The organism is Mucilaginibacter terrae (assembly GCF_042679325.1).
Classification (GTDB): domain Bacteria; phylum Bacteroidota; class Bacteroidia; order Sphingobacteriales; family Sphingobacteriaceae; genus Mucilaginibacter; species Mucilaginibacter terrae.
The window spans coordinates 556,872-580,613 of sequence record NZ_JBHTMJ010000003.1; the positions used below are offsets into that span (position 1 = coordinate 556,872).

24 protein-coding genes and 1 tRNA gene are annotated in these 23,742 nt (G+C 41.6%); 8 read left to right on the plus strand and 17 right to left on the minus strand.

The genetic code is table 11. From position 1 onward, the window contains the following. The first annotated feature begins 324 nt into the window (after window positions 1-324). The 3 genes from holA to ACFQ3S_RS04485 all read left to right on the plus strand — a co-directional run bounded on the left by holA (window position 325) and on the right by ACFQ3S_RS04485 (window position 3,067). Window positions 325-1,347, plus strand: a complete 1,023-nt coding sequence (gene holA / locus ACFQ3S_RS04475; RefSeq protein ID WP_377161653.1) for a DNA polymerase III subunit delta — start codon at window positions 325-327, stop codon at window positions 1,345-1,347. 224 nt (window positions 1,348-1,571) lie between these two features. Further along, entirely contained in the window at window positions 1,572-1,976 is a 405-nt protein-coding gene (locus ACFQ3S_RS04480; protein WP_377161655.1) for an EVE domain-containing protein, read from the plus strand. Between the two features lie 107 nt (window positions 1,977-2,083). Continuing rightward, window positions 2,084-3,067 (plus strand): aldo/keto reductase, encoded by a 984-nt coding sequence (locus ACFQ3S_RS04485; RefSeq protein ID WP_377161657.1) that lies wholly within the window; start codon window positions 2,084-2,086, stop codon window positions 3,065-3,067. 89 nt (window positions 3,068-3,156) lie between these two features. Here ACFQ3S_RS04485 and ACFQ3S_RS04490 read toward each other — a convergent pair whose 3' ends face one another. The 3 genes from ACFQ3S_RS04490 to abc-f form a co-directional block, all read right to left on the minus strand. Beyond that, a complete protein-coding gene (locus tag ACFQ3S_RS04490; protein ID WP_377161659.1) occupies window positions 3,157-3,684 on the minus strand; it encodes an acyl-CoA thioesterase in 528 nt (175 codons plus the stop codon). 109 nt (window positions 3,685-3,793) lie between these two features. After that, entirely contained in the window at window positions 3,794-4,996 is a 1,203-nt protein-coding gene (locus ACFQ3S_RS04495) for a type IX secretion system plug protein (protein WP_377161661.1), read from the minus strand. A gap of 163 nt (window positions 4,997-5,159) precedes the next feature. Further along, window positions 5,160-7,076 carry a ribosomal protection-like ABC-F family protein gene (gene abc-f / locus ACFQ3S_RS04500; RefSeq protein ID WP_377161663.1) on the minus strand — a complete coding sequence of 639 codons (1,917 nt, stop codon included), beginning with the start codon at window positions 7,074-7,076 and terminating at the stop codon, window positions 5,160-5,162. Between the two features lie 224 nt (window positions 7,077-7,300). On the opposite strand from abc-f, the gene ACFQ3S_RS04505 reads away from it, so the two are divergent. Continuing rightward, window positions 7,301-8,677 carry a tetratricopeptide repeat protein gene (locus ACFQ3S_RS04505; RefSeq protein ID WP_377161665.1) on the plus strand — a complete coding sequence of 459 codons (1,377 nt, stop codon included), beginning with the start codon at window positions 7,301-7,303 and terminating at the stop codon, window positions 8,675-8,677. Between the two features lie 100 nt (window positions 8,678-8,777). Here ACFQ3S_RS04505 and ACFQ3S_RS04510 read toward each other — a convergent pair whose 3' ends face one another. Next, window positions 8,778-9,536, minus strand: a complete 759-nt coding sequence (locus ACFQ3S_RS04510; protein ID WP_377161667.1) for an SGNH/GDSL hydrolase family protein — start codon at window positions 9,534-9,536, stop codon at window positions 8,778-8,780. Between the two features lie 78 nt (window positions 9,537-9,614). Between ACFQ3S_RS04510 and ACFQ3S_RS04515 the strand changes: the two genes are divergently transcribed. Further along, on the plus strand, window positions 9,615-10,658 hold the full coding sequence (locus tag ACFQ3S_RS04515) for a quinone-dependent dihydroorotate dehydrogenase (RefSeq protein WP_377161669.1): 1,044 nt from the start codon (window positions 9,615-9,617) through the stop codon (window positions 10,656-10,658). Between the two features lie 247 nt (window positions 10,659-10,905). Here the strand turns inward: ACFQ3S_RS04515 and ACFQ3S_RS04520 are convergent, their stop codons facing one another. The 3 genes from ACFQ3S_RS04520 to ACFQ3S_RS04530 form a co-directional block, all read right to left on the minus strand. Continuing rightward, window positions 10,906-11,082 (minus strand): spore protein, encoded by a 177-nt coding sequence (locus ACFQ3S_RS04520; RefSeq protein ID WP_377161671.1) that lies wholly within the window; start codon window positions 11,080-11,082, stop codon window positions 10,906-10,908. A 31-nt stretch (window positions 11,083-11,113) separates the two neighbouring features. Continuing rightward, window positions 11,114-11,184 (minus strand) — tRNA-Cys (locus ACFQ3S_RS04525). Between the two features lie 46 nt (window positions 11,185-11,230). Beyond that, window positions 11,231-11,980, minus strand: coding sequence for a TrmH family RNA methyltransferase (locus ACFQ3S_RS04530; protein WP_377161673.1), 750 nt, complete (start codon window positions 11,978-11,980; stop codon window positions 11,231-11,233). On the opposite strand from ACFQ3S_RS04530, the gene tamL reads away from it, so the two are divergent. Further along, window positions 11,971-14,355 (plus strand): translocation and assembly module lipoprotein TamL, encoded by a 2,385-nt coding sequence (tamL, locus tag ACFQ3S_RS04535; protein WP_377161675.1) that lies wholly within the window; start codon window positions 11,971-11,973, stop codon window positions 14,353-14,355. The two genes, ACFQ3S_RS04530 and tamL, sit on opposite strands and share 10 nt — an antisense overlap. 9 nt (window positions 14,356-14,364) lie before the next feature. Here the strand turns inward: tamL and ACFQ3S_RS04540 are convergent, their stop codons facing one another. From ACFQ3S_RS04540 to nusB, 10 genes are all read right to left on the minus strand, one after another. Further along, entirely contained in the window at window positions 14,365-14,904 is a 540-nt protein-coding gene (locus ACFQ3S_RS04540; RefSeq protein ID WP_377161677.1) for a hypothetical protein, read from the minus strand. A gap of 13 nt (window positions 14,905-14,917) precedes the next feature. Beyond that, the gene (locus tag ACFQ3S_RS04545) at window positions 14,918-15,370 is read right to left on the minus strand and encodes an SRPBCC domain-containing protein (protein ID WP_377161679.1); all 453 of its coding nucleotides are present in this window, start codon (window positions 15,368-15,370) and stop codon (window positions 14,918-14,920) included. Window positions 15,371-15,503: 133 nt separating this feature from the next. Then, entirely contained in the window at window positions 15,504-15,953 is a 450-nt protein-coding gene (locus tag ACFQ3S_RS04550) for a MarR family winged helix-turn-helix transcriptional regulator (RefSeq protein ID WP_377161681.1), read from the minus strand. Between the two features lie 34 nt (window positions 15,954-15,987). Continuing rightward, window positions 15,988-16,149, minus strand: coding sequence for a DUF5522 domain-containing protein (locus ACFQ3S_RS04555; RefSeq protein WP_377161683.1), 162 nt, complete (start codon window positions 16,147-16,149; stop codon window positions 15,988-15,990). 2 nt (window positions 16,150-16,151) lie between these two features. After that, a complete protein-coding gene (locus ACFQ3S_RS04560) occupies window positions 16,152-17,090 on the minus strand; it encodes an MBL fold metallo-hydrolase (RefSeq protein WP_377161685.1) in 939 nt (312 codons plus the stop codon). Continuing rightward, window positions 17,077-17,691 (minus strand): dephospho-CoA kinase, encoded by a 615-nt coding sequence (gene coaE, locus ACFQ3S_RS04565; RefSeq protein WP_377161687.1) that lies wholly within the window; start codon window positions 17,689-17,691, stop codon window positions 17,077-17,079. The genes ACFQ3S_RS04560 and coaE overlap by 14 nt, the downstream gene beginning before the upstream one ends. Window positions 17,692-17,828: 137 nt before the next feature. Next, entirely contained in the window at window positions 17,829-18,773 is a 945-nt protein-coding gene (locus tag ACFQ3S_RS04570) for a YbbR-like domain-containing protein (protein WP_377161689.1), read from the minus strand. Window positions 18,774-18,945: 172 nt separating this feature from the next. After that, window positions 18,946-19,266, minus strand: a complete 321-nt coding sequence (gene yajC / locus ACFQ3S_RS04575; protein ID WP_377161691.1) for a preprotein translocase subunit YajC — start codon at window positions 19,264-19,266, stop codon at window positions 18,946-18,948. A 20-nt stretch (window positions 19,267-19,286) separates the two neighbouring features. Further along, on the minus strand, window positions 19,287-19,757 hold the full coding sequence (locus ACFQ3S_RS04580) for a DUF1573 domain-containing protein (RefSeq protein ID WP_377161693.1): 471 nt from the start codon (window positions 19,755-19,757) through the stop codon (window positions 19,287-19,289). After that, window positions 19,757-20,704, minus strand: a complete 948-nt coding sequence (gene nusB / locus ACFQ3S_RS04585) for a transcription antitermination factor NusB (protein WP_377161695.1) — start codon at window positions 20,702-20,704, stop codon at window positions 19,757-19,759. Before nusB ends, ACFQ3S_RS04580 begins: the two co-directional genes overlap by 1 nt. A gap of 704 nt (window positions 20,705-21,408) precedes the next feature. On the opposite strand from nusB, the gene ACFQ3S_RS04590 reads away from it, so the two are divergent. Both ACFQ3S_RS04590 and ACFQ3S_RS04595 read left to right on the plus strand, forming a co-directional pair. After that, window positions 21,409-23,217: an ABC transporter ATP-binding protein gene (locus ACFQ3S_RS04590; protein WP_377161697.1), complete on the plus strand. Its 1,809-nt coding sequence runs from the start codon at window positions 21,409-21,411 to the stop codon at window positions 23,215-23,217. Between the two features lie 124 nt (window positions 23,218-23,341). Further along, on the plus strand, window positions 23,342-23,683 hold the full coding sequence (locus tag ACFQ3S_RS04595; RefSeq protein WP_377161699.1) for a DUF3276 family protein: 342 nt from the start codon (window positions 23,342-23,344) through the stop codon (window positions 23,681-23,683). Window positions 23,684-23,742 lie beyond the last annotated feature (59 nt).

Below are 23,742 nucleotides of genomic sequence, written 5' to 3' on the forward strand. Positions count from 1 at the left end.
TATCTGCCAAATCCTAATCGGTTATTTTGTAAATTGCAAGCTTTAAACCAGGAGTAATTGGGGTGGCCTTTGGTAGTTTGAGCTTTTTGAATCGGCGTACTCGAAAGGTAAATGACATTTTATAAATGTTGTAAATATGAGCTTATTGAAGAGTTAGTAAAGCGGCGAAAGCTTCAACAGGGGTCAGCTTGACAGTTTAAGCCATCTGTCAATGCACTTTCAGAGGCCACGGATTTTATAACTCAAACTGAAAGTTTATTAGAAAGGTTATTTGTTTCAGACACTATTTAACGACCCCATCTTAATCAAAACCCTTTGTAAAACATGACTGCTAACGATATTATAAAGGACATCAAGAACCGCAAATTCAAACCCTTGTATTTGTTGCATGGCGAAGAGCCTTACTTTATTGACCACATTGGCAACTACATAGAAGATCATATACTCAGTGATGCTGAAAAGGGATTTAATCAAACGGTTTTATACGGAAAAGATACCGATATAATGACCGTGCTTAACGCAGCCAAGCGTTACCCTATGATGGCCGAACACCAGGTAATTATAGTTAAAGAAGCCCAGGATATGAAATGGGGAAAGGAAGATGCCGATAAAAAAGGTATTAACCCGGTATTAAGTTACCTGGAAAATCCCTTAGCAAGTACAATACTGGTTTTTTGTTATAAGTACGGCAAATTTGATAAACGTAAAAAAGCATATAAGGCCATTGAAAAAAAAGGACTGGTATTTGAATCGGCCAGTTTGTATGATAATAAAATACCCGCGTGGATAGAGGGCTACGCCACCGAAAAAAAATACCGCATTAGTACACAGGCTTCAGTCATGCTTAGCGAATACCTCGGTAACGACCTTTCTAAAATTGCGAACGAACTGGATAAACTGATGCTGAACATTGCCGCCGGGCAGGAGATCGGCTTGAAGGATGTTCAGCATAATATTGGGATAAGTAAGGAGTACAATGTTTTTGAACTGCAATCGGCACTTATCCGTAAAGATGTATTAAAGGCCAACCAGATCATCAATTATTTTGAGGCTAATCCTAAAGCCAACCCTATTGTATTAATACTGGGCAATCTTAATAATTTTTTCAGTAAAGTACTTCTTTATCATTACGTTAAAGATAAAACCCCGCAAAACGTAACCCGCGAATTAGGTGTGAACCCCTATTTTATTAAGGATTACGAAATGGCCGCCCGTGGGTTCGATTATTATAAAACAACACAAATAATAGGATGGCTGAGCGAGTACGACCTGAAAAGCAAGGGCGTTAACTCCAACGCAACGCACGGTGAGCTCCTTAAGGAACTGGTTTTTAAAGTATTGCATTAAGCCCACGCCTCAAAAACTCCATTGTTAGTTAGGCGGACTTTTGATGATTTCATATAGAACGAGCTCATCACTATTTAATGGTATTTTACAATACTTGGAGGTCTATTATTAATCGCCTTCTACCTGATTTGGCAAGCCTGTGATTTTTATTATATCGTCGCATTTTTTCACCTTTACAAATACGCAGAAAACAAAGCTGCTATTTAAACTATTTACTTTAATACATGCAATATTTTTTAGTAAAATCGGAACCATTTAAATACAGTTGGGAAAAATTTAACGAGGATGGGCGCACATTTTGGGATGGTGTGCGTAATTACCAGGCCCGTAATAATATTAAACTGATGAAGGAAGGAGATCTGGTGCTGTTTTACCACAGTAACGAAGGTAAGGCCGTGGTAGGTATAGCCAAAGTGGTAAAAGAGTTTTACCAGGACCCTACCACCGATGATGCCAACTGGGTAGTAGTTGACCTGGTACCGGTGGAAGCTTTAAAAAAGCCCGTAACCCTGGAGCAAATTAAGGCCGACGAGCAGTTAAAAGATGTGTCGCTGGTAAGGCAGGGGCGCTTATCGGTAATGACACTTAAAGCAGAAGAGTTTGACCGCATTATTGAACTGGGAAGCTGACCAAAATGAATTGATAGGTAAATATGCAGATGTGCAAATCAATACTGCTTTATTAATGTTAATATGCAACCTGTACCAATCACTCATGCTAACATTCACTCATTGAAATGGAATACAGATTATTTAAAGACGAACAAATAGCCGAGGTAGGACTGGGCACCTGGCAATTGGGCAGTGCCGATTGGGGAAGTGTAGATGAAGATGCCGCCATGCAGATCCTGAAATCTTATATCGATGCCGGAGGTAATTTTATTGACACCGCCGATGTGTACGGCATGGGCGTAAGCGAAACGGTTATAGGGCGCTTTTTAAAAACGATTGATAAAAAAATTTATGTGGCTACCAAGTTAGGCCGTCGCAGCGATAGCTGTAATGGCTGGCCGCAAAATTTTACCTACGATACCATGAGGCGCCAGGCAGAGGATTCGTTAAAACACCTCGGGCTATCGCAATTGTTTTTAGAACAGTTACACTGTATCCCTACGGATGAAATGCGCTCGGGACAAGTTTTCGACCATTTACGTAAGCTACAGCAGGAAGGTTTGATCAAACATTTTGGTGCAAGTGTGGAAACCACCGAAGAAGCCTTGCTTTGTTTAGAAGAGGAGGGGCTCGCTTCGTTGCAAATTATTTTCAACCTGTTTCGGCAGCATGTGGCCGATGAGGTTTTTGCTAAAGCTAAAAAAAAGGGAGTAGCCATTATTGTGCGCGTTCCTTTAGCCAGTGGTTTGTTAAGCGGCAAGTTTTCGGCCGATACCCGGTTTGGCGATAAGGACCACCGTAACTTTAATGCCAACGGCGAGGCTTTTAATGCCGGTGAAACCTTTTCAGGCATCGATTTTAAGGAAGGTGTAAAGTTTTCCGGGCAAATCAAATCTATGCTGCCCGATGAACGCATGGCACAATGGGCTATTCGCTGGATTTTGGACCATCCCGAGGTAACCACTGTTATACCGGGTGCTTCTAAAATAAGCCAGGTAAATAGTAACGTAGAGGCCTCAACATTAACACCACTAAATGCAGAGCTGCATCAGCAATTGAGAAAGTTGTATGATGAACAGATCAAGGGGCAAATTCGGGGGCATTATTAAGCCCTACCCGGCTCTCCCCGGGAGGGAGCGAGCTTGAATATACATTCTGAATTTAAAGTCTTCCATCCCGGGGAGGATTTAGGATGGGCCTATACCTCATGTTTAGCAGCCATAAACAAGGCTTTAAGCTCGGTTGCATCGCTGGGTTCCATGCGGCCGCTTAGTATTAAACGTAACTGCCTACGGCGCAGCGCACCTTCAAACATCAGCTTTTCATCTCTGGTTTCCGGCTCAGTTTCGGGTACGCCTACCGGTTTGCCCTCATCATCTAAAGCCACAAAGGTGTAGTAAGCCTCGTTACTTTTTTCTTTAGTGCCAGTAGGGATGTTTTGTCGCCATACATCCAGCCTTACCTCCATCGATTTGTTGAAAGCCCGGGTAACCTTGGCCTCTATAGTAACGGCATCGCCCAACTTTATCGATTTCTGAAACGATACATTATCAACCGATGCGGTAACCACTAAACGGTTACTGTGTTTTTGCGCACTCATGGCTGCGGCAATATCCATCCAATACAGTAAACGCCCACCCATTAAGTTGTGCATCATATTGGTATCATTGGGTAATACCAATTCATTCATAATCACTAAGGATTCTTGTGGCTTTTTAGACGGCATGGAGGCAAAGATAGTGTTCTGAAAGGTAGAGCCAAGAAACAAGAGACGAGAAACAAGACTTTTTAAAAAACTAAGCTCATCTTGTCTCTTGGTTCTTATCTCTTGTTTCTCATCTCCGTCCCGTATTCACCACTTTATAACCCACCAGTTCTTCCCAGCGGGAACCAGGAGAGCGGTAGTAAACCAGGATCTGGTAATCATTTTCGGTTTCAAAGTAACTGCCTTCTAACGGTTTGCTGTCGGCCTGTTTGGTGGCACTGTTTTGAAATACATATTGGTAATCGTAAACGCCTTGTTTGAGCAGGGCATGGGCGGTGTATTGATTTCGGGTGGCATCATACAGCATTTTATTAGCCGCGGTTAGTTCGTAATTGTTAAACTTACCCGTTACGTAAATATCACCTTGGGGTAAGGTGGTGTTAGCCGTTAGGTTGAAAAAAACGTAAGCATAATCGCCATCGGTGCGGGCATCGCGGCCATCCTGGTTAATAACATAAAAGCTGCCGTTAATGTCATACTGAAACAGGTACGCGTTTTGGTTTCGGCTTTCATCACCGGTTAGCAAAATGGTATTGGCCGTGTCTTTAAATATGCGGGCTATATGATCGGAGTTGAGTTTGAGCGTACGGGTATCAAAATGCCTGAACTCGTTTCCGCCGGAAAAATCATTGATGTTAAAATCGTTGTAAATAAGCTGCGTTCCGCGGATGTAGGTAGGCCGGGTGTTTAACCGACCGGTTTGGGGACAACCGTTTTGCATCACCAGTACCTTAATATCGTTGTAGGGGTTTTGCACGTTTAGTCCGCCATAATTCACCTGGAAGTTAAGCTTTTGGTTGGTGGCTCTTAACAATACCGTATTAGAGGGCAACACTTCTGCGCCAATGCCCGCTGCCGAACCGGTAATGTAAACCCGGCGGGTAATAATCATCCGGCTTTGGTCACTGTTTTCGTAAACTTTAAGCAGGTAGTTGCCAGCCAGTTTAGGCATCATGTTTTGGTTGGGCAGCTTAACCTCGTAATGAATATACTTTTGCACCGTACCGCTGGAATAGTTGTAGTCCATAATGCGGTCTTCCATAAAGCCTTGCAAATATTCGGCGGGCGATAGGCGGGAGGTATTCCATTGCGCATCGCAATGCTCCAGCGAATAATAATAGTTTCGGCTGCGGCCTTCCAGATCGTCAAAGGCCAAACGTAACTGCTCATTTGAACGCAACTGGATAATAGGAAACGATCCTTCTTTAACCGTATTATAACACTCTACGCTTTTAATGCTGGCGCGATAAACATGATCTGTGTATTGGAGCATGGTTTGGGCGAAGGAGCGGGGAGCAGAAAAAAAAAGGAGAAAGCCCAACCATAGTACTAACCTGAAATTGTCATGCTGAGCTTGTTGAAGCATTAGCCGCTGGGTGAAGTCTTCGACAGGCTCAAACTGACAATTTTTAATTGTTCGCAATTTTTTCAGTCTATTACGCTTCCAACTCCATAATTTGCTCGGCCAAGGTTTCCCATTGCTGTTGTACCTGTTTAAGCGAGTCCTTTTTTTGCTGGTAAGTAGTGTTGGTTTCTTTGAGCTTGGCGGCGTTGTTGTAAACCCCATCTTCGGCAAGTTTGCTTTCCAGTTGTTTAACCTCTTGTTCCAGGTCGGCAATTTGCTGCTCCATACGGGTTAAATCGCCGTTCAGCTTTTTCAACTGTTTGTTTTTATCGTCAGTAGGCTGTTGTTTAACAAGCTCTTTTTTGTCTTCTTTAGGCACGTGCGGAATAGGGGTGGCCTTAGGCTCGTACTTGCGTTTGCTCATCCATTCTTCATACTCCTGGTAAGTGCCCGGGTACTGTTTAATTTGATGATCTTCAATAAACCAAATTTTGTTGGCAATATTATCCAGGAAATATCTATCGTGCGATACGGCTATAAACGTACCATCATACTGCTGTAAAGCTTGTATGAGGATATTGACCGATTGCATATCCAGGTGATTGGTAGGCTCATCCAAAATCAGGAAGTTAGCATCGGCGGTTAAGGCTTTAGCCAGTGCTACGCGCGATTTTTCACCACCCGATAGTACTTTGATCTTCTTAAACACATCGTCGCCCGTAAACAGGAACGATCCTAATATCGAACGTAATTCGGTATCGGTATGGCGTGGCGCAAATGATTGCAACTCGGCCAGGATCTCGCTTTCCAGGTGTAACGATTCCAGCTGGTGCTGGGCAAAAAATGTTTGCGTTACATTATAACCGGTTTCGCTTTTGCCCTCAAAGGTTTTATCGGCCCCGGCAATAATACGCAACAGGGTAGATTTACCACGACCGTTAGCGCCTATCAGGGCTATCTTGTCGCCTTTTTCAATAATGGCGTTGGCGTGATCTAATATGGTGAGGTTAGGATAACTCTTGCCAATATCCTCGATGTTAATTACGTTACGGCCGGATTGCTTGCTGAATTTGAACGTAAAGTTTACCGATGGGTTATCATCGTCCACATCATCAACCCGCTCCATTTTATCGAGCATTTTAATACGCGATTGCGCCATTTTAGCTTTAGATGCCTTGGCACGGAAACGCTCGATCAAACGTTCTTCCTGTTTAATTTTAGCTTGCTGATTTTTAAACTCACCACGCTGAATGTCTTCACGCAGTCCTTTTTCTTCTAAATAAAAGCTATAGTTACCTGCATAAACGGTTAGTTTACCTTTACGGCTTTCTACTGTACGGTTTATGACTTTATCCAAAAACCACCTATCGTGCGATACAATAACAATAGCACCTTCAAAGCTTCTCAAATAATCTTCCAACCATACAATCGAGGGTAAGTCCAGGTGGTTGGTAGGCTCATCCAGCAACAAAATATCAGGCGCTTGTAATAAAATTTTAGCCAGCATAACCCGCATACGCCATCCTCCCGAAAACGTGCTGAGTTTACGCTCCTGATCCACGTCGGCAAAACCTAAACCCGCTAAAATTTCGTGGGCTTTGTATTCAATATTATAACCGTCGAGGGCTTCAAACTCATGCTGCCTGTCGCTCAGTTTATTCAGTAAATCTTCGCTATAATCGGTTTCCAGCTTTTTAAGCAGTTCCTCAATTTCGGCATGTAGTATGTTCTGGCGTTCAAAAGCCTCCATTGCCACATGCAAAATAGATTTATCTGATGCGTACGAAAGCAAATCCTGGTTGAGGTAGCCCAAGGTAATATCCTTAGACATGGATATAGTGCCCGATGTAGGCTTGTAATCGCCTACAATAATTTTAAGTAGCGTGGTTTTACCGGTTCCGTTGGCACCAATCAGACCGATTTTTTCACCGGGTTTAATATGCCAGTTGGCTTCATCATACAAGGCACGGGCACCAATCTCGAACGTAAGGTTATTTATAGCAATCATTTACCCGCAAATATACCTTTTTACGGGTAAAGGATGAAGCGTAAAAGCTTAAAGGGATTGTCAAATTTGCACTGGATAGGGGAAAGGTTAAAGTTAAAAGCTATTTTTAAATCAATTGAAACTAATGAATAGCAATGTTCAATTGGTAAGCGCTAATACTATTTTTTGTCAAAAAAAAATATAACCGTACGATAAATTGCTATATTGGTTTTCGTTTTACTGAGATGAAAATTACAAGAACTTTACTGCTTGTATTAGTGCTGCTACTAAGCGGCAACATGCTAAAAGCACAAAAAACCAACATTGACTCGTTACGCCAGCGCCTCAAAACAACCCTGAAGGATAAAGAAAAATTTATTGTACTTAGTAAGCTTAACGCTCACTACATGTTAAGTGGCGATATTGACAGTTTAAAATATGTAACCAAAGCAATGCTGCGTATAGCCCAGCACTCACATAACGATACCCTGCTTGTACATGGATACTTAAATATTGCTAACTACCTGGTAAGTAAGGCCGATTTTGAGGCCAGCCTGGAGTTTTATTTTAAAGCACTTCACCTGGCCGAGGATTTAAAACTAACTCAACTGATTATACTGATTAATAATAATATAGGTGGTGAGTACGAAGACCTGAAGAATTTTAATGAGGCACTAAAATATACCAGGCGTACCAGTGAACTATTGGCAATAACTAAAAAAGACCGGTTATCAATGGTGTTTAACAACTGGCACATAGCCTACGATTATTTGAATATGAACAATACTAAACCAGTACTGGATTATTTGAATAAAGCCAGCCAAATAATTAAGGAGTACAAATTAACCGGCCAGCAAGCCAATTATATACAAGCTCATATATTTTGGACCTACGGACAGGCCTACCAGCGGCTAAGGCAAAAGGAAAATGCTGTTAGCTATTTTAAAAAGGCAATAACCTTCAGCGATTCGCTGAATTTAAAAACACCGCTGATATTAAGTTTAAACAGTTACAGCGAATTTTTATACGAAAATAAACTATACAAGCCTGCCAGTTTGCAAGGTGTACGTGCGCTTAGCGAAGCACGTAAAGCCGATTATGTTTTAGGAGTAATTCAATCGGCAGCTGTATTAAGCAAAATTTATTCAGGACTTAATATACCCGATAGTGCCAATTATTATTACAGGCTTAAAGATACTTACCAGGAAAAGGCCTTCAATCAACAGCGCATTAGCCGTTTGCAGGATATTACCTTTACCGAGCAAATACACCAGGCCGAAGAGCAAGCCAGGCAAAACGAGTTGGAAGAGCAACGCAAGCATAACATTCAGTACGCCGCCATAGCCATAGCTATTATTAGTTTTGTAGTGATGTTTTTGTTGCTTAGTCGCAGTACTTTAGCCAGCCCCAGGTTAATAGAGTTTTTGGGCGTTGTAGGCCTGTTAATATTATTTGAGTTTATTAATTTATTGCTGCATCCGTTCATAGGAAAATATACCCATCATTCGCCATTGCTGATGCTGGGTATTATGGTAGGAATTGCCGCCCTGCTGGTACCCATGCACCATAGGCTGGAAGGCTGGATCAAGCATAAGTTTATAGGAGGTGCGTCGACTCATTGATTAGAATCGAATCAAGAATAAGAGTCAAGATTCAAGAATTCAGAGTTTATCATAGTTTCAACTCTTGATACCTGATTCTATATTCTTGACTCGTTTTTACCTATTTCAGCGTTTTTAACCATGCATGTGCCATTAATGCAGCGCCGGATAGTGTGGGGTGAACACCGTCGCCGGTCCAGTAGCTGCCTGGGGCTGTTTTAAGAGCTTCGTCAAATATAGCCTGGTAGGGGATGAACTGCGCATTATATTTGGCGGCAATTTCTTTGGAAACCGCGCGGTATTCATTAAACTTAGGATACCATTTATCGGTGACCGATTTTATACCGTTTACGGCAAACGGCTCACCAATAATAAATTTCACATCAGGCAGCGCCTGTTTGGTGCGGTCCAGCAGCTTTTTATAATCGGTACGGTAGGTTTCTATACTACCGTTGTAGCCATTGGTTAAGGTATGCCAAAAGTCGTTAACACCTATCATAATGCTGATCACGTTAGGTTTAAAAGCCAGTGCATCGGCATCCCAGCGCTCGGCCAGTTGAAAAACCTTATTGCCGCTTATACCCCGGTTAAAAATTTTAAGATCTAAACCCGGATGATTCAGCAAAAGGTGTGAAGCGGCCAGGTAAGGGTAGCCATTGCCCAACATTTGCCCGTTATTGGGGGTAGTATTGGTACGGTTTCGGCCCGAATCGGTAATACTATCGCCCTGAAAAAGTATCACATCGCCTGAATGGAGCGATAACTTTTTAGCCATGGTATTGTTGGTGGCCGCCGAAACAATTTCGGGAAGCGCTATAGATGAAAGGGTGGCCACAGCCGTACTTGCAATAAATTTACGGCGGTTAAAAAGATTGTTCATGCGAGTTAAATTGGTTGCCTAATGTATATTCTTTAAATCAAATCTGCAAACTCAACTCATAAGCTATAACTTTGTGCTATGTATTCGTTGTTGAAACCCATTTTATTCCAGTTCGACCCTGAAAGGGTGCATTATTTGGTAACCCGCAACCTCAAACGTTTTAATAAATTTCCCGGCGGCTCGGCGCTTAGCCGCTCGGTTTGGGCGGTGAACAATAACCGGTTAGAACGTCATGTTTTTGGCCTTACGTTTAAAAACCCGGTAGGTTTAGCGGCCGGTTTCGACAAAAACGGAGATACTATTGCCGAAATGGCAAACCTGGGTTTTGGTTTTATTGAAGTAGGAACCGTAACCCCCTTGCCGCAACCCGGAAACGATAAGCCCCGCATGTTCAGGCTTCCGGCCGATGGTGCCATTATTAACCGCATGGGCTTTAATAATTTAGGGGTGGATGTTTTGGCAGAGCGCATAGCAGCTTACCGCAAAACCACCGAAGCCGTTAAAAACCCAGTAATAATAGGTGGCAACATAGGCAAAAACAAGAATACACCTAATGAAGATGCCGTAAGCGATTATGTTAAATGCTTTGACCGTTTATTTGATGTGGTTGATTACTTTGTGGTGAACGTAAGTTCGCCCAATACGCCCGGCTTACGTGCCCTGCAGGAGAAAGAACCACTCATGCACATCCTGAACACTTTGCAGCAACGCAACAGAAAGAATGAGATCAGCCGGCCTATCCTGCTTAAAATAGCCCCTGATTTAACCGAAGAGCAGCTTAACGATATTGTAGAAATTGTACAGCAAACCGGTATTGCCGGCGTGATAGCCACTAATACTACTATTAGCCGTGAAGGTTTGGCTTCTCCGCAAGCAGCCGTAAATGAAATGGGCGGTTTAAGCGGCAAGCCATTAACCCGGCGTTCAACCGAGGTTATCAAATACCTATCTCAAAAATCTAATAAATCATTCCCTATTATAGGCGTAGGGGGCATACACTCTGCCGAAGATGCGCAGGAAAAACTGCAAGCCGGGGCATCGTTGGTGCAGTTATACACCGGTTTTATTTACGAAGGACCGGGATTGATAGGCCGGATTAATAAGAAGTTGTTGAACGTTTAATAGGTATGGAGACACAAAGTATTGTGTCTCTACGTTTGTAATTATTTGTAGAGACACAATACCTTGTGTCTCCCGATTGATATGATGTGAAAAAATTCCTGCCAGTACAACCAACAGGACTTTTAAAATACTATCTGGCGCAAACATCCGCTTGCGACACAATTAAAATAAAAAATTCCTGCCGGTACAACCAACAGGATTTTTATTTCATGAACAAATCATCACGGGATGATGCGCTATAATCTCCTTATAAAGCTTTTGAAAGCTCAGCTAAAACAGCATTGTTCTTAGCCAACTGATCTTTAGTTGATTGTTTAGAACGGCTTCCTGGCTCTAAGTTGGTAGCCAATTTTAAATGTTGTACTTCTAAACGTGAAGTAGTTTTATTTTTTCTGTCTTTTCTTTTTAAACGTGTTACGCCCATGGTGCTTTATCTTTAACGGTTAACCCTTTAGAGGTCGAGAGCGGATTCGAACCGCTGTAGAAGGTTTTGCAGACCTCTGCCTAGCCACTCGGCCACCCGACCATTTTAATGGAGCGCAAAAATAACAAATTATTTGTTGCTCCGCAATTTATTTGAACCTTTTTCTGCTAAGTTCTCCACAAAAAAGTGCTGTAGCTATAGCTACGTTCAAAGATTCGGCACCACCAAGGCGCGGTATAGTGATAGCCTGGGTAATTAACTGCTGAATTTCAGGCCTCATGCCATTGCCTTCGTTACCCATTACCACCAGCCCTTCGGTGCCAAAGTTAGCCGTATAAATATTATTTCCATTTAATAGGGCCCCAAAAACAGGTAGGTTGAGTTGGGGTAGCAACGTTGCCAGGTTGGCATAGTGCAGGTTTACACGGGCCAGTGAGCCCATGGTAGCCTGCACCACTTTAGGGTTATAGGCATCAACCGTATCGTCCGAACAGATAATATTGGAGATGCCAAACCAATCGGCCGTACGAATTATGGTGCCTAAATTACCGGGGTCTTGCACACCATCCAGCACCAGGGTAAACTGGTTAAGCAGGCTGGTATGGGTTAAATTAGGCCACTCGGGTAAATTAATTACAGCTAATACCTCTTGTGGGGTAGTTAAACTGCTTATTTTTTGCATCTCCGCTACCGATATGTCCTGAAAATTGACTTTCTTTGATAGTTTATGCAATTTTGCATCAAAAGCAGGTGTATAATACACTGCATTAATTTGGTAGCCAGAGGCCATAAATTCGGTAACGGATTTAAAACCTTCGGCTACAAAAAAACGATGTTCTTTGCGAAACTTTTTTTGTTGTAAGGACTTTATAAAACTGATCTGAGATTTTGAAACCATTCTACCCGGAAACTAAGCTTTTCAGCCTTGCAATATTAAGTATTCTTTTAATTTTAACGGCGGGTAGTTGTAGTTTAACCCGTGGTGTGCCCGATAACAAGTTCCTGGTACGTAATATAACTATTGATAGTGTTGATAAAGAGTTTTCGGATGCAGCCTATTTATACGTTGACCGCTTGCAGCAACCTAATAGCTGGTTTAACTTGCAACTATACTACCTGTTTAACAAAAAAGGAAAAAAAGAACTGGGCGAACCACCTGCAATATTGGATAGTAACCTGGTTGAGTTTTCGCGCCTGCAAATTCAAAAGTTTTTACGCAACAAAGGGTATTTAAAAGTTGCCGTAACCAGCGATATTGAGGCGAAGGATAAAAAAGCTAAACTCAAATTTACCGCAAAGCAGGGGCCTTTGTTCCGTATCCGTAATATACAGGATAGCATTGGCGACCCTAAAGTACAGGCCCTGTACCGGGTTAACCGTCGCCGGTTTTCGCATGTGCAGCCCGGCGATCGTTTTGATACCGATAGTTTAGCTTACGACCGCGATGAGTTTTACCAGGTAATGAAGCGCAATGGTTACTATGATTTTTACCGCCAGTATGTTAATTATAATTACGATACCACATTTAATAATAGCGTGGTAGATGTTAAAATGATTATTGACAATCCACCGGGTAAAAAAGAACATCCTATTTATAAAATCAACAATACGCTAATCACCATATCTACCAGCAGCGGCCGAACCACGGGCACTGCCGATACGCTGAAAGTTGATTCACAATTTACTTTTATAGATTATTCCCGGCGCTTTAAGCCTAAAGCGCTTACCCGCTATATATTTCAGCAAAAGGGCGATATTTACAATATAGATCAGCAAACGCTAACCACCTCGCGCTTATCGGAGCTGAATGTGTTCAGAAACGTACCCAACCCGGTTTACAAAAAAGTGGCCGATAGTGTTAACCGGCGCCTGGACAGCCGGATTGATATTATCCCGCTCAAGCGAATGTCTGACCGGGTAGAGGCGGAGTATCTGCACTCGGGACCGGCTTTTTTTGATTTCTTTTCGGGGTCGGGCGCGGGGTTTAACCTGGGCAATACGTTTACCAACCGTAACCTGTTTAAACAGGCCGAAATTTTACAGCTCAAGATCAGCTATAGTATTTTATATGGCGGTAACCAATCGGCCATTGTGGGCGCCATTCAAAACCAAGACTTTAAAATTGGTTTAAACCTGGTATATCCGCGTATAATAGTGCCATTTAATGTACCTACCTTAGGTAAATATGGTGTGCCACACACCACGTTTTCTTCTAACTTTCAACTGTTTTACCAAAACGGATTGGTTAGACGGCGTAGCTTCATCAATTCGCTTACGTACGACTGGATGGAAACCAGCCGTAAGCAGCACTCGCTAACGCCTATTGCTATTGAATACTCCAACGGAACCATCGATTCGGCTGCACGCTCCGAACTGTTAAGGCAAAACAGGTTTTCATACATTTATTTAATTGGCCGCACGGTTTTCACTGCCAGTACGCAATATACTTTTCAGCTGAATGCCAATAAGTTAGCAACGCTGGCAAATTTCACCTATTTCAGAGGATCGATAGATGTGGGCGGTAATACATTAGGCCTGGTAAGCAGGGTTTTAAATACCTCTACAGATACTTTGGGGCAGCGTACACTATTTGGAGCAACCTTTGCCCAATATGCCAAAGCTGATATTGACCTGAGGTTTTATAGAAATTTGGGGGGACGCGAGCGCCAGTTCATTTTCCGTATTAACCCGGGTATAGGTATTCCTTTTGGCAACAGCAATCAGCTCATTTTTGAAAAGAATTACTATGCCGGTGGTGCTAATGATATTAGAGCCTGGTTGCCGCGTACCTTAGGACCCGGCCAGTTTAACCGTGCTGTTTATACCAGCGATACGCTGCGTAACCGTTTAAAATACCTCGATCAGTTTGGTGAGATCAAAATTATTGGTAATGCCGAATACCGGTACAAACTTATTGACGACTTTTACGGTTCGAAGGTAAAAGGAGCATTTTTTGTGGATTTTGGTAACGTATGGCGATTAAAAAATACGGTTGAAAACCCGGGAGGACAATTTAAACTTAATAACCTGTACAGATCTACCGCTATAGGTATAGGTACTGGCTTACGATTTGATTTGAGTTTTTTTGTGTTTAGGCTGGATGCCGCCTTTAAGCTCAAAGACCCGCAATTTACCGGTGCCGATCAGTATGTGCTTTTCAAAAACTTTGGCGAACTGTTTAAAAAGGGACCATTTAAACAGGCTTATTTACAAACCAATGGCGAAGACTACCGCTTTATGCAGCTGAACTTTGGAATTGGGTTGCCGTTTTAATTAGATATACTAAAGTATAGTCAGAGAATTCATAATCTTCTTCGCCGTTTCAACCCAGTTTGCGCTTTGTTTATCTAAACAATTAAAAGTACATATCAATAATCTGCCATCAAGCTCAGTGAAAAATATCAGGTTGTATATCTTTTGGTCTATTGCAGAGGTTACTAATTCCATATAACCTACCTGCTTGTTGTTTATAGTTTTAATTCCTTCAGACTTCCACTCGGCCGAAGGATACATATTTTTAAATGTTTTAAGTAAGTACTCTTTTACCATACTAATTTGTAAAGCGGTAATCTTATTTGCCGAATGATTAAATGCAATATTAGTAGTGCCTTTCGCATTTGTGTACACTAATGTTGGACGTGAGTTAGATGGGTATTTAACTTGTATCATCTCTTGGGTCATTACGCCAAAATCTTTTGGAATAAGAATTTCTATACTGTCGCCCAAAATTTTTCTGCTTTCAACCTCTTGAGCAATACCTGCCTTGAATAAAAGAAACGTGAACAGTATTATGCTACAACCGCATTTGATAAGGTGTTTCATAAATGGTAATATTTTATTCCTCTTCAGCCACTTTTTTTATAGCTTCCAATATTGATGACCAGCCGCCTTCTTCAATAGCTTTTTCATAACGAGCCTCTCCATCGGGTACCCATGTGTAATCGCCCTGAGTAATATCAAGCGATGTTTCGCCATTCTTATTAGTTAAACTGTAGGTTACGGTCAAGTGATTTTCAGGAATGTTCTCATAAGTAGAAAACGGATCGAACACGGTGTAAGCAAATAGTTGGTGCAGTTTATAAGTAATTACATGGCCGCTCACATAAACGGTATCATTTCCTTCGTGTGTAGCTTGCCAAAGTATAGGGTTACCTGGCTGATAATCGGTAATAATCTTGCAGCCAAACATGTACTTAGGTGTTTGTTCCGGGTTGGTTAACACATCCCATACTTTGGTTACAGGAGTGTTAATAATGATGGTATTTTTAACTATTAAAGGATTGCTCATAGTAAGTTGGGTTGTTCATTGGTATTTAAACGTACTAATGAGTGTTTTTAGTTATATATTTTTTACTTCAAAAGGTTAAATTAATGAAACAGCAAAAGGTAAACTAATATTCACTGAGCACCGAGCACCCAATTTATCCCCGCAATTTATCCAGTAAATTGCTCAAGGTGTCGGCTTCTTCTTCGCTTATATTGTGTTTCAAAAGATCGGAAGTTTTAAACTCCGAATCCATTTTGCTTAATATTTCCAGCCCTTTTTCGTTAATGTGGATGTCTACTGCCCGGCGGTCGGTGTTGTTAGTGCAACGCGATACCAATTCTTTTTGTACCAAACGGTCCACAATGCGCGATGCGTCTGACATTTTATCGAGCATGCGCTCTTTAATGAGGTTTATGGTAGCTGGTTTAGGATACTGACCGCGCAATATACGCAGCACATTAAACTGCTGACTTGTGAGGTTGTATTTTTCGAAACTAATACGCAGTAAATTATTCATCCAACTGTAGGTATATGAAATATTGATGACCGCTTTATGATAGTTATCTTCAAATTTACTGCTCTGTATTTCGTCTTCTATTTTCATAACGGTTACAATTATAACAAATAAGCAATAATATTTATTTATTTTTAATTGGTTTTGATGTTTTAGGTTTACCAAAATTCCAAGGACAGTGCAGGCATTTATTTTTACAGCAATACCCGCGCTTTAAATGGTACTCGCGGGTGAACACGTAGTTGCCATCATCGTTAATGTAATAATCAATGCCCTCGGTAAGCATAATTAGTTAAGTGCCTTGGTGAATATGCGGTTGCCAAAATGGTTTTTAAGGTGGGTGCCATCGCCGTGCAAGGTCCATATTTGTTGGGGCGAAACCTGTTCAACAGCATATAACACATCGTTCCAGTCGGCATGGTCTGATATAAACAAAGTATCGTGCTGGTTAACCTGTAAATTTTTCCATCCAGAGGCAAACAGTCGCTTAACACCGCTGGCATTCACATAACTATCGAACGTAAAGGGTGGAACGATGTACACATATTCCTCTTGGCTTTTCATGAGTTTGCGGTTGTACATCTGCCAGGGTCCGAGCTGTATGCCATGTTTTTCATAAATAGCATTTAACGGTGCCACACGAAAGTGTACCAGGATTTTTTTTTGCGGCGTATAATCATTAATCATGCGAATGAGCCGCTGCGCTTTACCTAAACCATAGGCACCCAGCATAATATTAATGTTAATGCCGTTAAGTTTTTGTATTTCGGCTATTGGATCGGGGTGTTGTGTGCCTGGGTTGGCAAAGGTGCTTTCGGTAATCAAAACATCGGCTTTTACCCATTCAATGGGTTCGCAGGTACTATCGGGCTGTAGTTTGTAATCGCCGGTGTACAGGTAAGTAGCGCCTTCACAGGTCATTAATACCTGCGCCGAACCCAATATATGGCCTGCAGGTATAAAGGAGATATTAACCCCATTAATGGCAAAGTTTTGGTGCCAGCTAATGATATTGAACTGAGCACCCGCATTTTTGCCATAGCGCAAGCCCATCAAATTGGCCGTAGGAGCAGTGCAATATACATTGCGGTTACCAGGTACGGCATGATCGCCGTGGGCATGGCTAATTACGGCATGGTCGGCGGGTTGCTTAGGGTCTAAATAAAAGTTCCCGTATTTACAATATAAGCCATTATCGTTTATAACTAAAAAATCATTCAGGATCATAAAAAAGGGTAGGAAACTGCTTTATAAATTGCTGATGCAAGGCCAATACCTGCGGTATAATTAGTTGGCTGTTATCATTGGCTATTATAAAACCGGCCAGTTTTTTCTTTTCTTCTTCGGGCATTTGCCTGGCATTTCGGCTTTGGGCATCGGCTTGGGTAATACCATCGCGCCGCATAACACGGCTAATGCGCATAGGAAGGGGAGCGGTGACTAAAATGGTGTGATTACAATCCTTGTACGATCCGCTTTCGAACAATATAGCGGCTTCTTTTAGCACATAAGGAGCTTTGTTATGTTGCGAAACCCAGCCATCAAACGCCCTGAAAACCGCCGGATGTACCAGTGAGTTTAGCGCTTGAAGTTGGGCATCGTTGTTAAAAACGATGGACGATAAGTGCTTGCGGTTAAAGGTGCCATCGGCAAAATAGGCTTCGGTACCAAAATGTTTTTTGATACCTGCCATTAACTTGGTATCGTTTGTCATTACCTGCTTGGCTACTTCATCCGAATAAAAAACGGGTATGCCCAAAAGCTCAAAAATGTGGCTGATGGTGGTTTTGCCGCTGCCTATATTTCCGGTTATCCCTATTTTAAGCATGATGCTTTATTGTTTTCATCCTCTGTAAATACATTATGCCTTTTGTTTCGCTAACAACAATTTTTATAAGGGAGACACAAAGTATGGTGTATTTACGGTGGGATATTGAAATCGTTTGTTTAACATCCCACATCGTATTACTTTTTAACTAAAAAATCAATATTACGCGGGGTTATGTTTACAATTTTACAGTAAGCGGGCATACGGGTAATATTAACCGGTAATACGGTATAGCCTTCTTCCCATAGTTTAAGATCGACCGTAGCTTCAAAAAAGTTTTCATCTAATTCTGTATAGCGGCTCAGCGGGGTAGTAAACGTAACGCTGATGTGCTGCGGGAAGATTTTAACGTTATAATAGTGCGGGTTGTTAATTAACCGTACCGATATTTTTAATGTTTTTTCGGTAAACTCTTCTACGGGTATTTGCACTTGTACGCTTTTTGGATAAACGCTGATGTTACCTTCTTTAACCGCTTGTAATTGTAGGGTACCTTTTATAAGTTCATTTACACCATTAAGGGTTAACGTGTCGGTTTTCCAGGTGCTGATCTTTTCGATGACGTTACCAGGTCCGTTCAGTGTTACATAGGCTGGCTTAATGGTTATTTTGCCCGATATGGCATATTGTGGCTGATAGTTGATGTTAAATACGGGTTCTACCCTTATTTTTTTGACCATACGATTGGTAAAATCAAAGTATAAGGTATCGGGTTCAAACGACAGGATTTTGTGGGTAGCGTCTCGCGTTTTGTTGATTTGGCTAATTTGGGTATTGAGTGCTATAAAATCTTTTTGTTCGAGCGTATGCAAATCAATAGTTACCGGCTGCTTTTCGTCGGCCACGTGCGAAAACACCATTTGCCAACCTGTACCTTGCATAGTTGCTTCCACGGTATCGGGCTGCAAAGTGCGGAAAGCCCGGCGCTGCGGCACATTCTTAAATGTAATGGTTTGTTTTACCGTGAAGCTGTAGGTGCCCGAAAGCATGGCAAATACCCACGCAATTAAAGCCAGCAACAAGCAGGTAAAGAAAACAGAAAGTCTTCTTTGCTCAGATACCGACAGTTTGATGATGGCCATGCAGGTGTTTTAATAATTTATAAGCCTCAACCCAGCCCTATCCAAAGGAGAGGGAGTGGAAAATTATAAAGTCCTCTATTTTGGAGGAGATTTAGTTAAGGCTATTTCACAAATGTAAATGCCGCTTCCTTATTTGCAAAGGAAACGGCATTTTAAGTTTTATGTAAGCGTGTTAGGCTTTAACAATAGCGGGCGTATTTAAAGCTTTAGAAGCTTCTAAAGATATAGCTGCTTTGTCTACACGCATTTTACCGTTTTCAATCTCAATTAAAAAGGTAATGTCGTTCAAATCAATTATACGACCGTGAATACCGGCGTTGGTAACAATCCGGTCGCCTTTTTTTAATTCTTCAACGTATTTCTTTTGGTCTTTTTGTTTCTTAACCTGCGGGCGTATCATAAAAAAGTAAAACACCACAATGATTAATACCATAGTAATGATTTGGCCGGTGGCCATACCGCCGCCAGCTTGTAATAAAATTGCTGCTATCATTTATAAATGTTATATACTGTTTATTTTTTTGCTTGTGTAGTGGTGGGTTTCTGGCTGCTTAATACTTCGCCTGTTAAATGTAAACGGGTTTCGGCAGGCACGGTATTGGCTACTATGGTAATTAGTTTATCCTGCAAACCATTTTTGCCTGCGCTGTTAAATGTTACTTTAACGGTGCTGCTGGCACCGGGCTGAATGGGTTCTTTGGCAATTTCGGGAGTGGTACAACCACAGGTAGCATACGCATCTGAGATAATTAACGGCGTTTTACCGCTGTTCACATATTTAAACTCATAAGTAACCTTTTCGCCTTCGTTAATTTTACCGAAGTCGTGCGTATCGGTTTCAAACTTCATGGCAGCGGCGTTGGTGGCGTTAATTTTAGTGACGGAACTGGTGCTGCCGCCGGTTACCTGGGTTTGTGTGTTGGTTTGGTTGCAGGCGGCCAAAACTATGACCAGCCATAAACCTGTTGCTGTTTTTTTCATCATTATTCTATTAAACCTCGCCCGGTTTTACGGATCCTGTTTTGTTCTTTTAAGTCGAATAAAATTTTATCTAATATACCGTTAATAAACGAATTACTTTTAGGCGTGCTAAACTCTTTGGCTACTTCCAGGTATTCGTTAATGGTTACCTTAACCGGTACCGATGCAAAGTTAACAAATTCGCAAATAGCCATCTTCATTAATAACGTATCCATCATAGCAATACGTTCCGGCTCCCAGTTCTGGGTTTTCTGACCGATCAATTCCTGGTACTCGTCGTTGTGGCGTATGGTTTTCTCAAACAGGTCTACTATAAATTCGCGGTCTTCGGCCCAGTTGCCGGTAATATCGGCCAGTTTATTTTCCTGGTAATCATCGAACGAAAAGTTTTTGAATGTTTTGGCTATGAGTGCCTGCAGTACGTCACGGTCAACCGGCCAGCTAATAAACTTATCTTCAAATACCTGCTCGGCCAGGGTCGATTTCAGGATCACTTTTTTAAATATGTACTTAATTATGTCTTTGTCGCTTTGCAGGGTATCATCTGTTTTTTGGAGAAAGGCCGCGTATTCATCTGAGTTTTTAAGCACGATAAAAAGCGATTTAGATAATTCGGGTTCAAAATCCCATGCTATTTTAAAGCGTTTAACGGCGGCTATATAATCTTTGTTTACATGCAATGAAGCAATAAAACGGTTTTCGAGAATTTTAAGATTAGGATTGAGATCTTCGGCCGTGGGTAGGTGCTTATTGGCTCTTTCGGCAGCGTCGTTGGCAGAAAACTGAATGACTTCATCAATGAGTGATAGCATCCAGATGTACATCTCAAATACACGATCGATACTTTGTAGCATGAGTTTTTCATGGGCCTGAACCTCTTTTGAATCGCTTTGGTGATAGGAGTATAATGCCTGTAATACTTTTACCCTGAGGTGCCTTCTGTTTAACATGGATAAGAACGGTTTTTTATTTATTATAATTCAAATTGTTATTAGTCGATTGATTAAGTTTAAGTAGTAAAGCCGGCTTTTTGTTTAAAAAAAATGCCTGCCCACCAATCGACCCATAAAGCAATGAACTAATGTGATGCAAAAGTATATAAATTTTGCATGTGCGTAAATTTAAATTAAGAAAGTTATAGCTTTATAAATATGAAAACCTTAATTGTTACAATTAGCTTACTTATTGCTGCTGCCTACTGTAAAGCACAAGAAAACAAGGCCGATGAAATAATTGGTTAGCATTAAAAGCTTATACCAGTGCTTTAGATACGTCTTACATAGGTAAACCCGCAGTTGACAAAATAATATACTTGCAAGAAGCAGAATATGTTGATAGCATTCCGGGTAAGATAAACAACTATAAAATTGAACTCATTACCACAACTAATAAACGTAAATTATATCAGAGTCACCATAACAAATTAACTCACACCAAAATGTTTCCGTTAAAAGTGGAGGATAGCTTACTTTCTATAACATTTGTTCCATACTTTGGACAACTTGAAAAGCGACGACATTATCATTTGGCTTTATCTGGTGGTAGTACTGTGTACTTTAAGTTTGATTGTGAAAAAAACAATTTTATAATTTATAAAGTTAAATTATGGGGAATTTAAAGTGTGTAACGAAAGACTATCTTTGCCCTGCACACTATGAAAAGCCTCGCATACCTTAATAAATTCTTATACAAGTACCGCTGGCGGTTAATACCGGGTATTTTATTTGTAGTTATCTCTAACGTATTTGGGGTATTGCCGGCGCAGGTAATCAGGCTGGCTTTCAACCTCGTTGCCGAAAATATACAGATTTATCACTTGTACGCGGGCTTTAACAGGCAAGCGGTTATTTACGATATTTTTGGATCGAGCCTGTTGATGTTCGGCGTATTGGTTTTAGTGCTGGCCTTGCTGCGGGGTTTGTTCCTGTTTTTAATGCGGCAAACACTTATCCTCATGTCGCGCTATATTGAATATGACCTTAAAAACGAGATTTACGGCCATTACCAAAAGCTTTCGCTGGCATTTTACCGCCGCCACAATACCGGCGATTTAATGAACCGTGTTACCGAAGATGTGAGCCGGGTGCGTATGTACCTGGGGCCGGGCATTATGTATGCCATTAATACGATAGTTCTTTTTGTATTAACGGTTTACGCCATGATGAGTGTAAATGTGCGGCTCGCGTTTTTCTCGTTGCTACCTATGCCCATACTGGTGCTCAGTATTTATTATGTAAATAATATCATCAATTTCAGGAGCGAAAAAATCCAGGAACGCCTATCGTCCTTATCCAGTTTTGTGCAGGAAAACATATCGGGTATCAGGGTCATTAAATCATACGTTCGCGAGGGTTTTATCAGCCAGAAATTTAGCAGCGAAAGTGAGAATTACAAAATGCACTCCATGGAGCTTACCCAGGTGCAGGCACTTTTTTTCCCGATGATGCTGTTATTGGTAGGCATAAGCAATGTGCTTATTATTTATGTGGGTGGCGTAGAGGTGATGAAGGGCAACATCACTTCGGGCAACATCGCCGAGTTTATTGTTTACCTCAATCAGCTAACCTTCCCGGTTATGTCGTTGGGTTGGGTTACCTCGCTTATACAACGTGCCGCCGCATCTCAAAAGCGGATTAACGAATTTTTACACGAAGAGCCCGAAATTGCATCTCCTAATGTACCGCCACAACCCGTTAAAGGCGAGGTAGTTTTCGATAATGTAAGCTTTACGTATCCCGAAACCGGCATTGAAGCCATTAAATCGGTGTCGTTCCGTATAGAGCCAGGGCAATTGGTAGCCATTATTGGCCGTACCGGTTCGGGCAAATCCACCATTGCCAATTTACTCATGCGCATGTATGATGTTACCGGCGGACAAGTTAGGATAGATGGCACTGAGATTAAACAGCTTAACCTGGAAAGTTACCGGGCCCAGGTAGGTTTTGTACCACAGGAAGTTTTCCTGTTTTCGGATACCATTGCCAACAATATAGCTTTTAGTGCCGATGTATTGGATATGTACATGGTGGAGCAGGCCGCTAAGGATGCCGCTGTTCACAGCAATATTATGGAGCTGGAGCAAAATTTTAAAACCCTGATAGGCGAACGCGGCGTTACCCTATCGGGCGGGCAAAAGCAACGGGTGAGCATAGCCCGTGCCATTATGAAACAGCCGCAAATCCTCGTCTTCGACGATTGCCTGTCGGCGGTTGATACCCGTACCGAAGAAGAGATACTGGGCAACCTGGGCCGGGTAATGAAAAGTAAAACCAGCATAATTATAGCCCACCGTATTTCCACAATCCGCAGCGCCGATAAAATACTGGTTATGGATGATGGCCGCATTGCCGAACAAGGCAGCCACCAGCAACTTATGGAGCGAAAGGGTATTTATTATGATTTGTATGAAAAACAGTTGCTGGAGGAAGAAACCCCCAGCCCCCCTGAAGGAGGAGCTTCTTGATTAATTAAGTTATAATAACTTCTGCCCCCCCTTCAGGGGGCTGGGGGCTAATTTTCTAAAAAAATATTGTAATTTCAAAAAATGTTTATATTTATGCAATCAAACTATTACAACAATTAAAACGATGGGAGATTTTGACAACAGAGAGCGGGATGAAGTTTACTCGAAAAAGGTAAGGGCAGGCAAGAGAACTTATTTTTTTGATGTAAAAGCCACACGGTCAAACGATTATTACGTAACAATTACAGAAAGTAAGAAAAGGCTGGAAGATGGCGTGTTTGTAAAGCACAAGATATTTCTATACAAGGAAGACTTTGAAAAATTTGCGGAAGGTTTTAAAGAAACTGTTGATTATATTAAAGCTAACCAGGAAGTTGTTGAAAAACGCTACGAGTTTAGTGAACTGAACGAAATTACTAAAGCTGCCGGCGTAAGCGGCGCTACCGAAGAAGACTTGACTTATTAAAATAACCGGTATAATTATTGAAGCCTGTCTTTATTTAAAAGATGGGCTTTTTTGTACAT

Coding starts and splice junctions, on each gene's coding strand:
- holA (WP_377161653.1), top strand. CDS start 325: ATGACTGCTAACGATATTATAAAGGACATCAAGAACCGCAAATTCAAA.
- ACFQ3S_RS04480 (WP_377161655.1), top strand. CDS start 1,572: ATGCAATATTTTTTAGTAAAATCGGAACCATTTAAATACAGTTGGGAA.
- ACFQ3S_RS04485 (WP_377161657.1), top strand. CDS start 2,084: ATGGAATACAGATTATTTAAAGACGAACAAATAGCCGAGGTAGGACTG.
- ACFQ3S_RS04490 (WP_377161659.1), bottom strand. CDS start 3,684: ATGCCGTCTAAAAAGCCACAAGAATCCTTAGTGATTATGAATGAATTG.
- ACFQ3S_RS04495 (WP_377161661.1), bottom strand. CDS start 4,996: ATGCTCCAATACACAGATCATGTTTATCGCGCCAGCATTAAAAGCGTA.
- abc-f (WP_377161663.1), bottom strand. CDS start 7,076: ATGATTGCTATAAATAACCTTACGTTCGAGATTGGTGCCCGTGCCTTG.
- ACFQ3S_RS04505 (WP_377161665.1), top strand. CDS start 7,301: ATGAAAATTACAAGAACTTTACTGCTTGTATTAGTGCTGCTACTAAGC.
- ACFQ3S_RS04510 (WP_377161667.1), bottom strand. CDS start 9,536: ATGAACAATCTTTTTAACCGCCGTAAATTTATTGCAAGTACGGCTGTG.
- ACFQ3S_RS04515 (WP_377161669.1), top strand. CDS start 9,615: ATGTATTCGTTGTTGAAACCCATTTTATTCCAGTTCGACCCTGAAAGG.
- ACFQ3S_RS04520 (WP_377161671.1), bottom strand. CDS start 11,082: ATGGGCGTAACACGTTTAAAAAGAAAAGACAGAAAAAATAAAACTACT.
- ACFQ3S_RS04530 (WP_377161673.1), bottom strand. CDS start 11,980: ATGGTTTCAAAATCTCAGATCAGTTTTATAAAGTCCTTACAACAAAAA.
- ACFQ3S_RS04540 (WP_377161677.1), bottom strand. CDS start 14,904: ATGAAACACCTTATCAAATGCGGTTGTAGCATAATACTGTTCACGTTT.
- ACFQ3S_RS04545 (WP_377161679.1), bottom strand. CDS start 15,370: ATGAGCAATCCTTTAATAGTTAAAAATACCATCATTATTAACACTCCT.
- ACFQ3S_RS04550 (WP_377161681.1), bottom strand. CDS start 15,953: ATGAAAATAGAAGACGAAATACAGAGCAGTAAATTTGAAGATAACTAT.
- ACFQ3S_RS04555 (WP_377161683.1), bottom strand. CDS start 16,149: ATGCTTACCGAGGGCATTGATTATTACATTAACGATGATGGCAACTAC.
- ACFQ3S_RS04560 (WP_377161685.1), bottom strand. CDS start 17,090: ATGATCCTGAATGATTTTTTAGTTATAAACGATAATGGCTTATATTGT.
- coaE (WP_377161687.1), bottom strand. CDS start 17,691: ATGCTTAAAATAGGGATAACCGGAAATATAGGCAGCGGCAAAACCACC.
- ACFQ3S_RS04570 (WP_377161689.1), bottom strand. CDS start 18,773: ATGGCCATCATCAAACTGTCGGTATCTGAGCAAAGAAGACTTTCTGTT.
- yajC (WP_377161691.1), bottom strand. CDS start 19,266: ATGATAGCAGCAATTTTATTACAAGCTGGCGGCGGTATGGCCACCGGC.
- ACFQ3S_RS04580 (WP_377161693.1), bottom strand. CDS start 19,757: ATGATGAAAAAAACAGCAACAGGTTTATGGCTGGTCATAGTTTTGGCC.
- nusB (WP_377161695.1), bottom strand. CDS start 20,704: ATGTTAAACAGAAGGCACCTCAGGGTAAAAGTATTACAGGCATTATAC.
- ACFQ3S_RS04590 (WP_377161697.1), top strand. CDS start 21,409: ATGAAAAGCCTCGCATACCTTAATAAATTCTTATACAAGTACCGCTGG.
- ACFQ3S_RS04595 (WP_377161699.1), top strand. CDS start 23,342: ATGGGAGATTTTGACAACAGAGAGCGGGATGAAGTTTACTCGAAAAAG.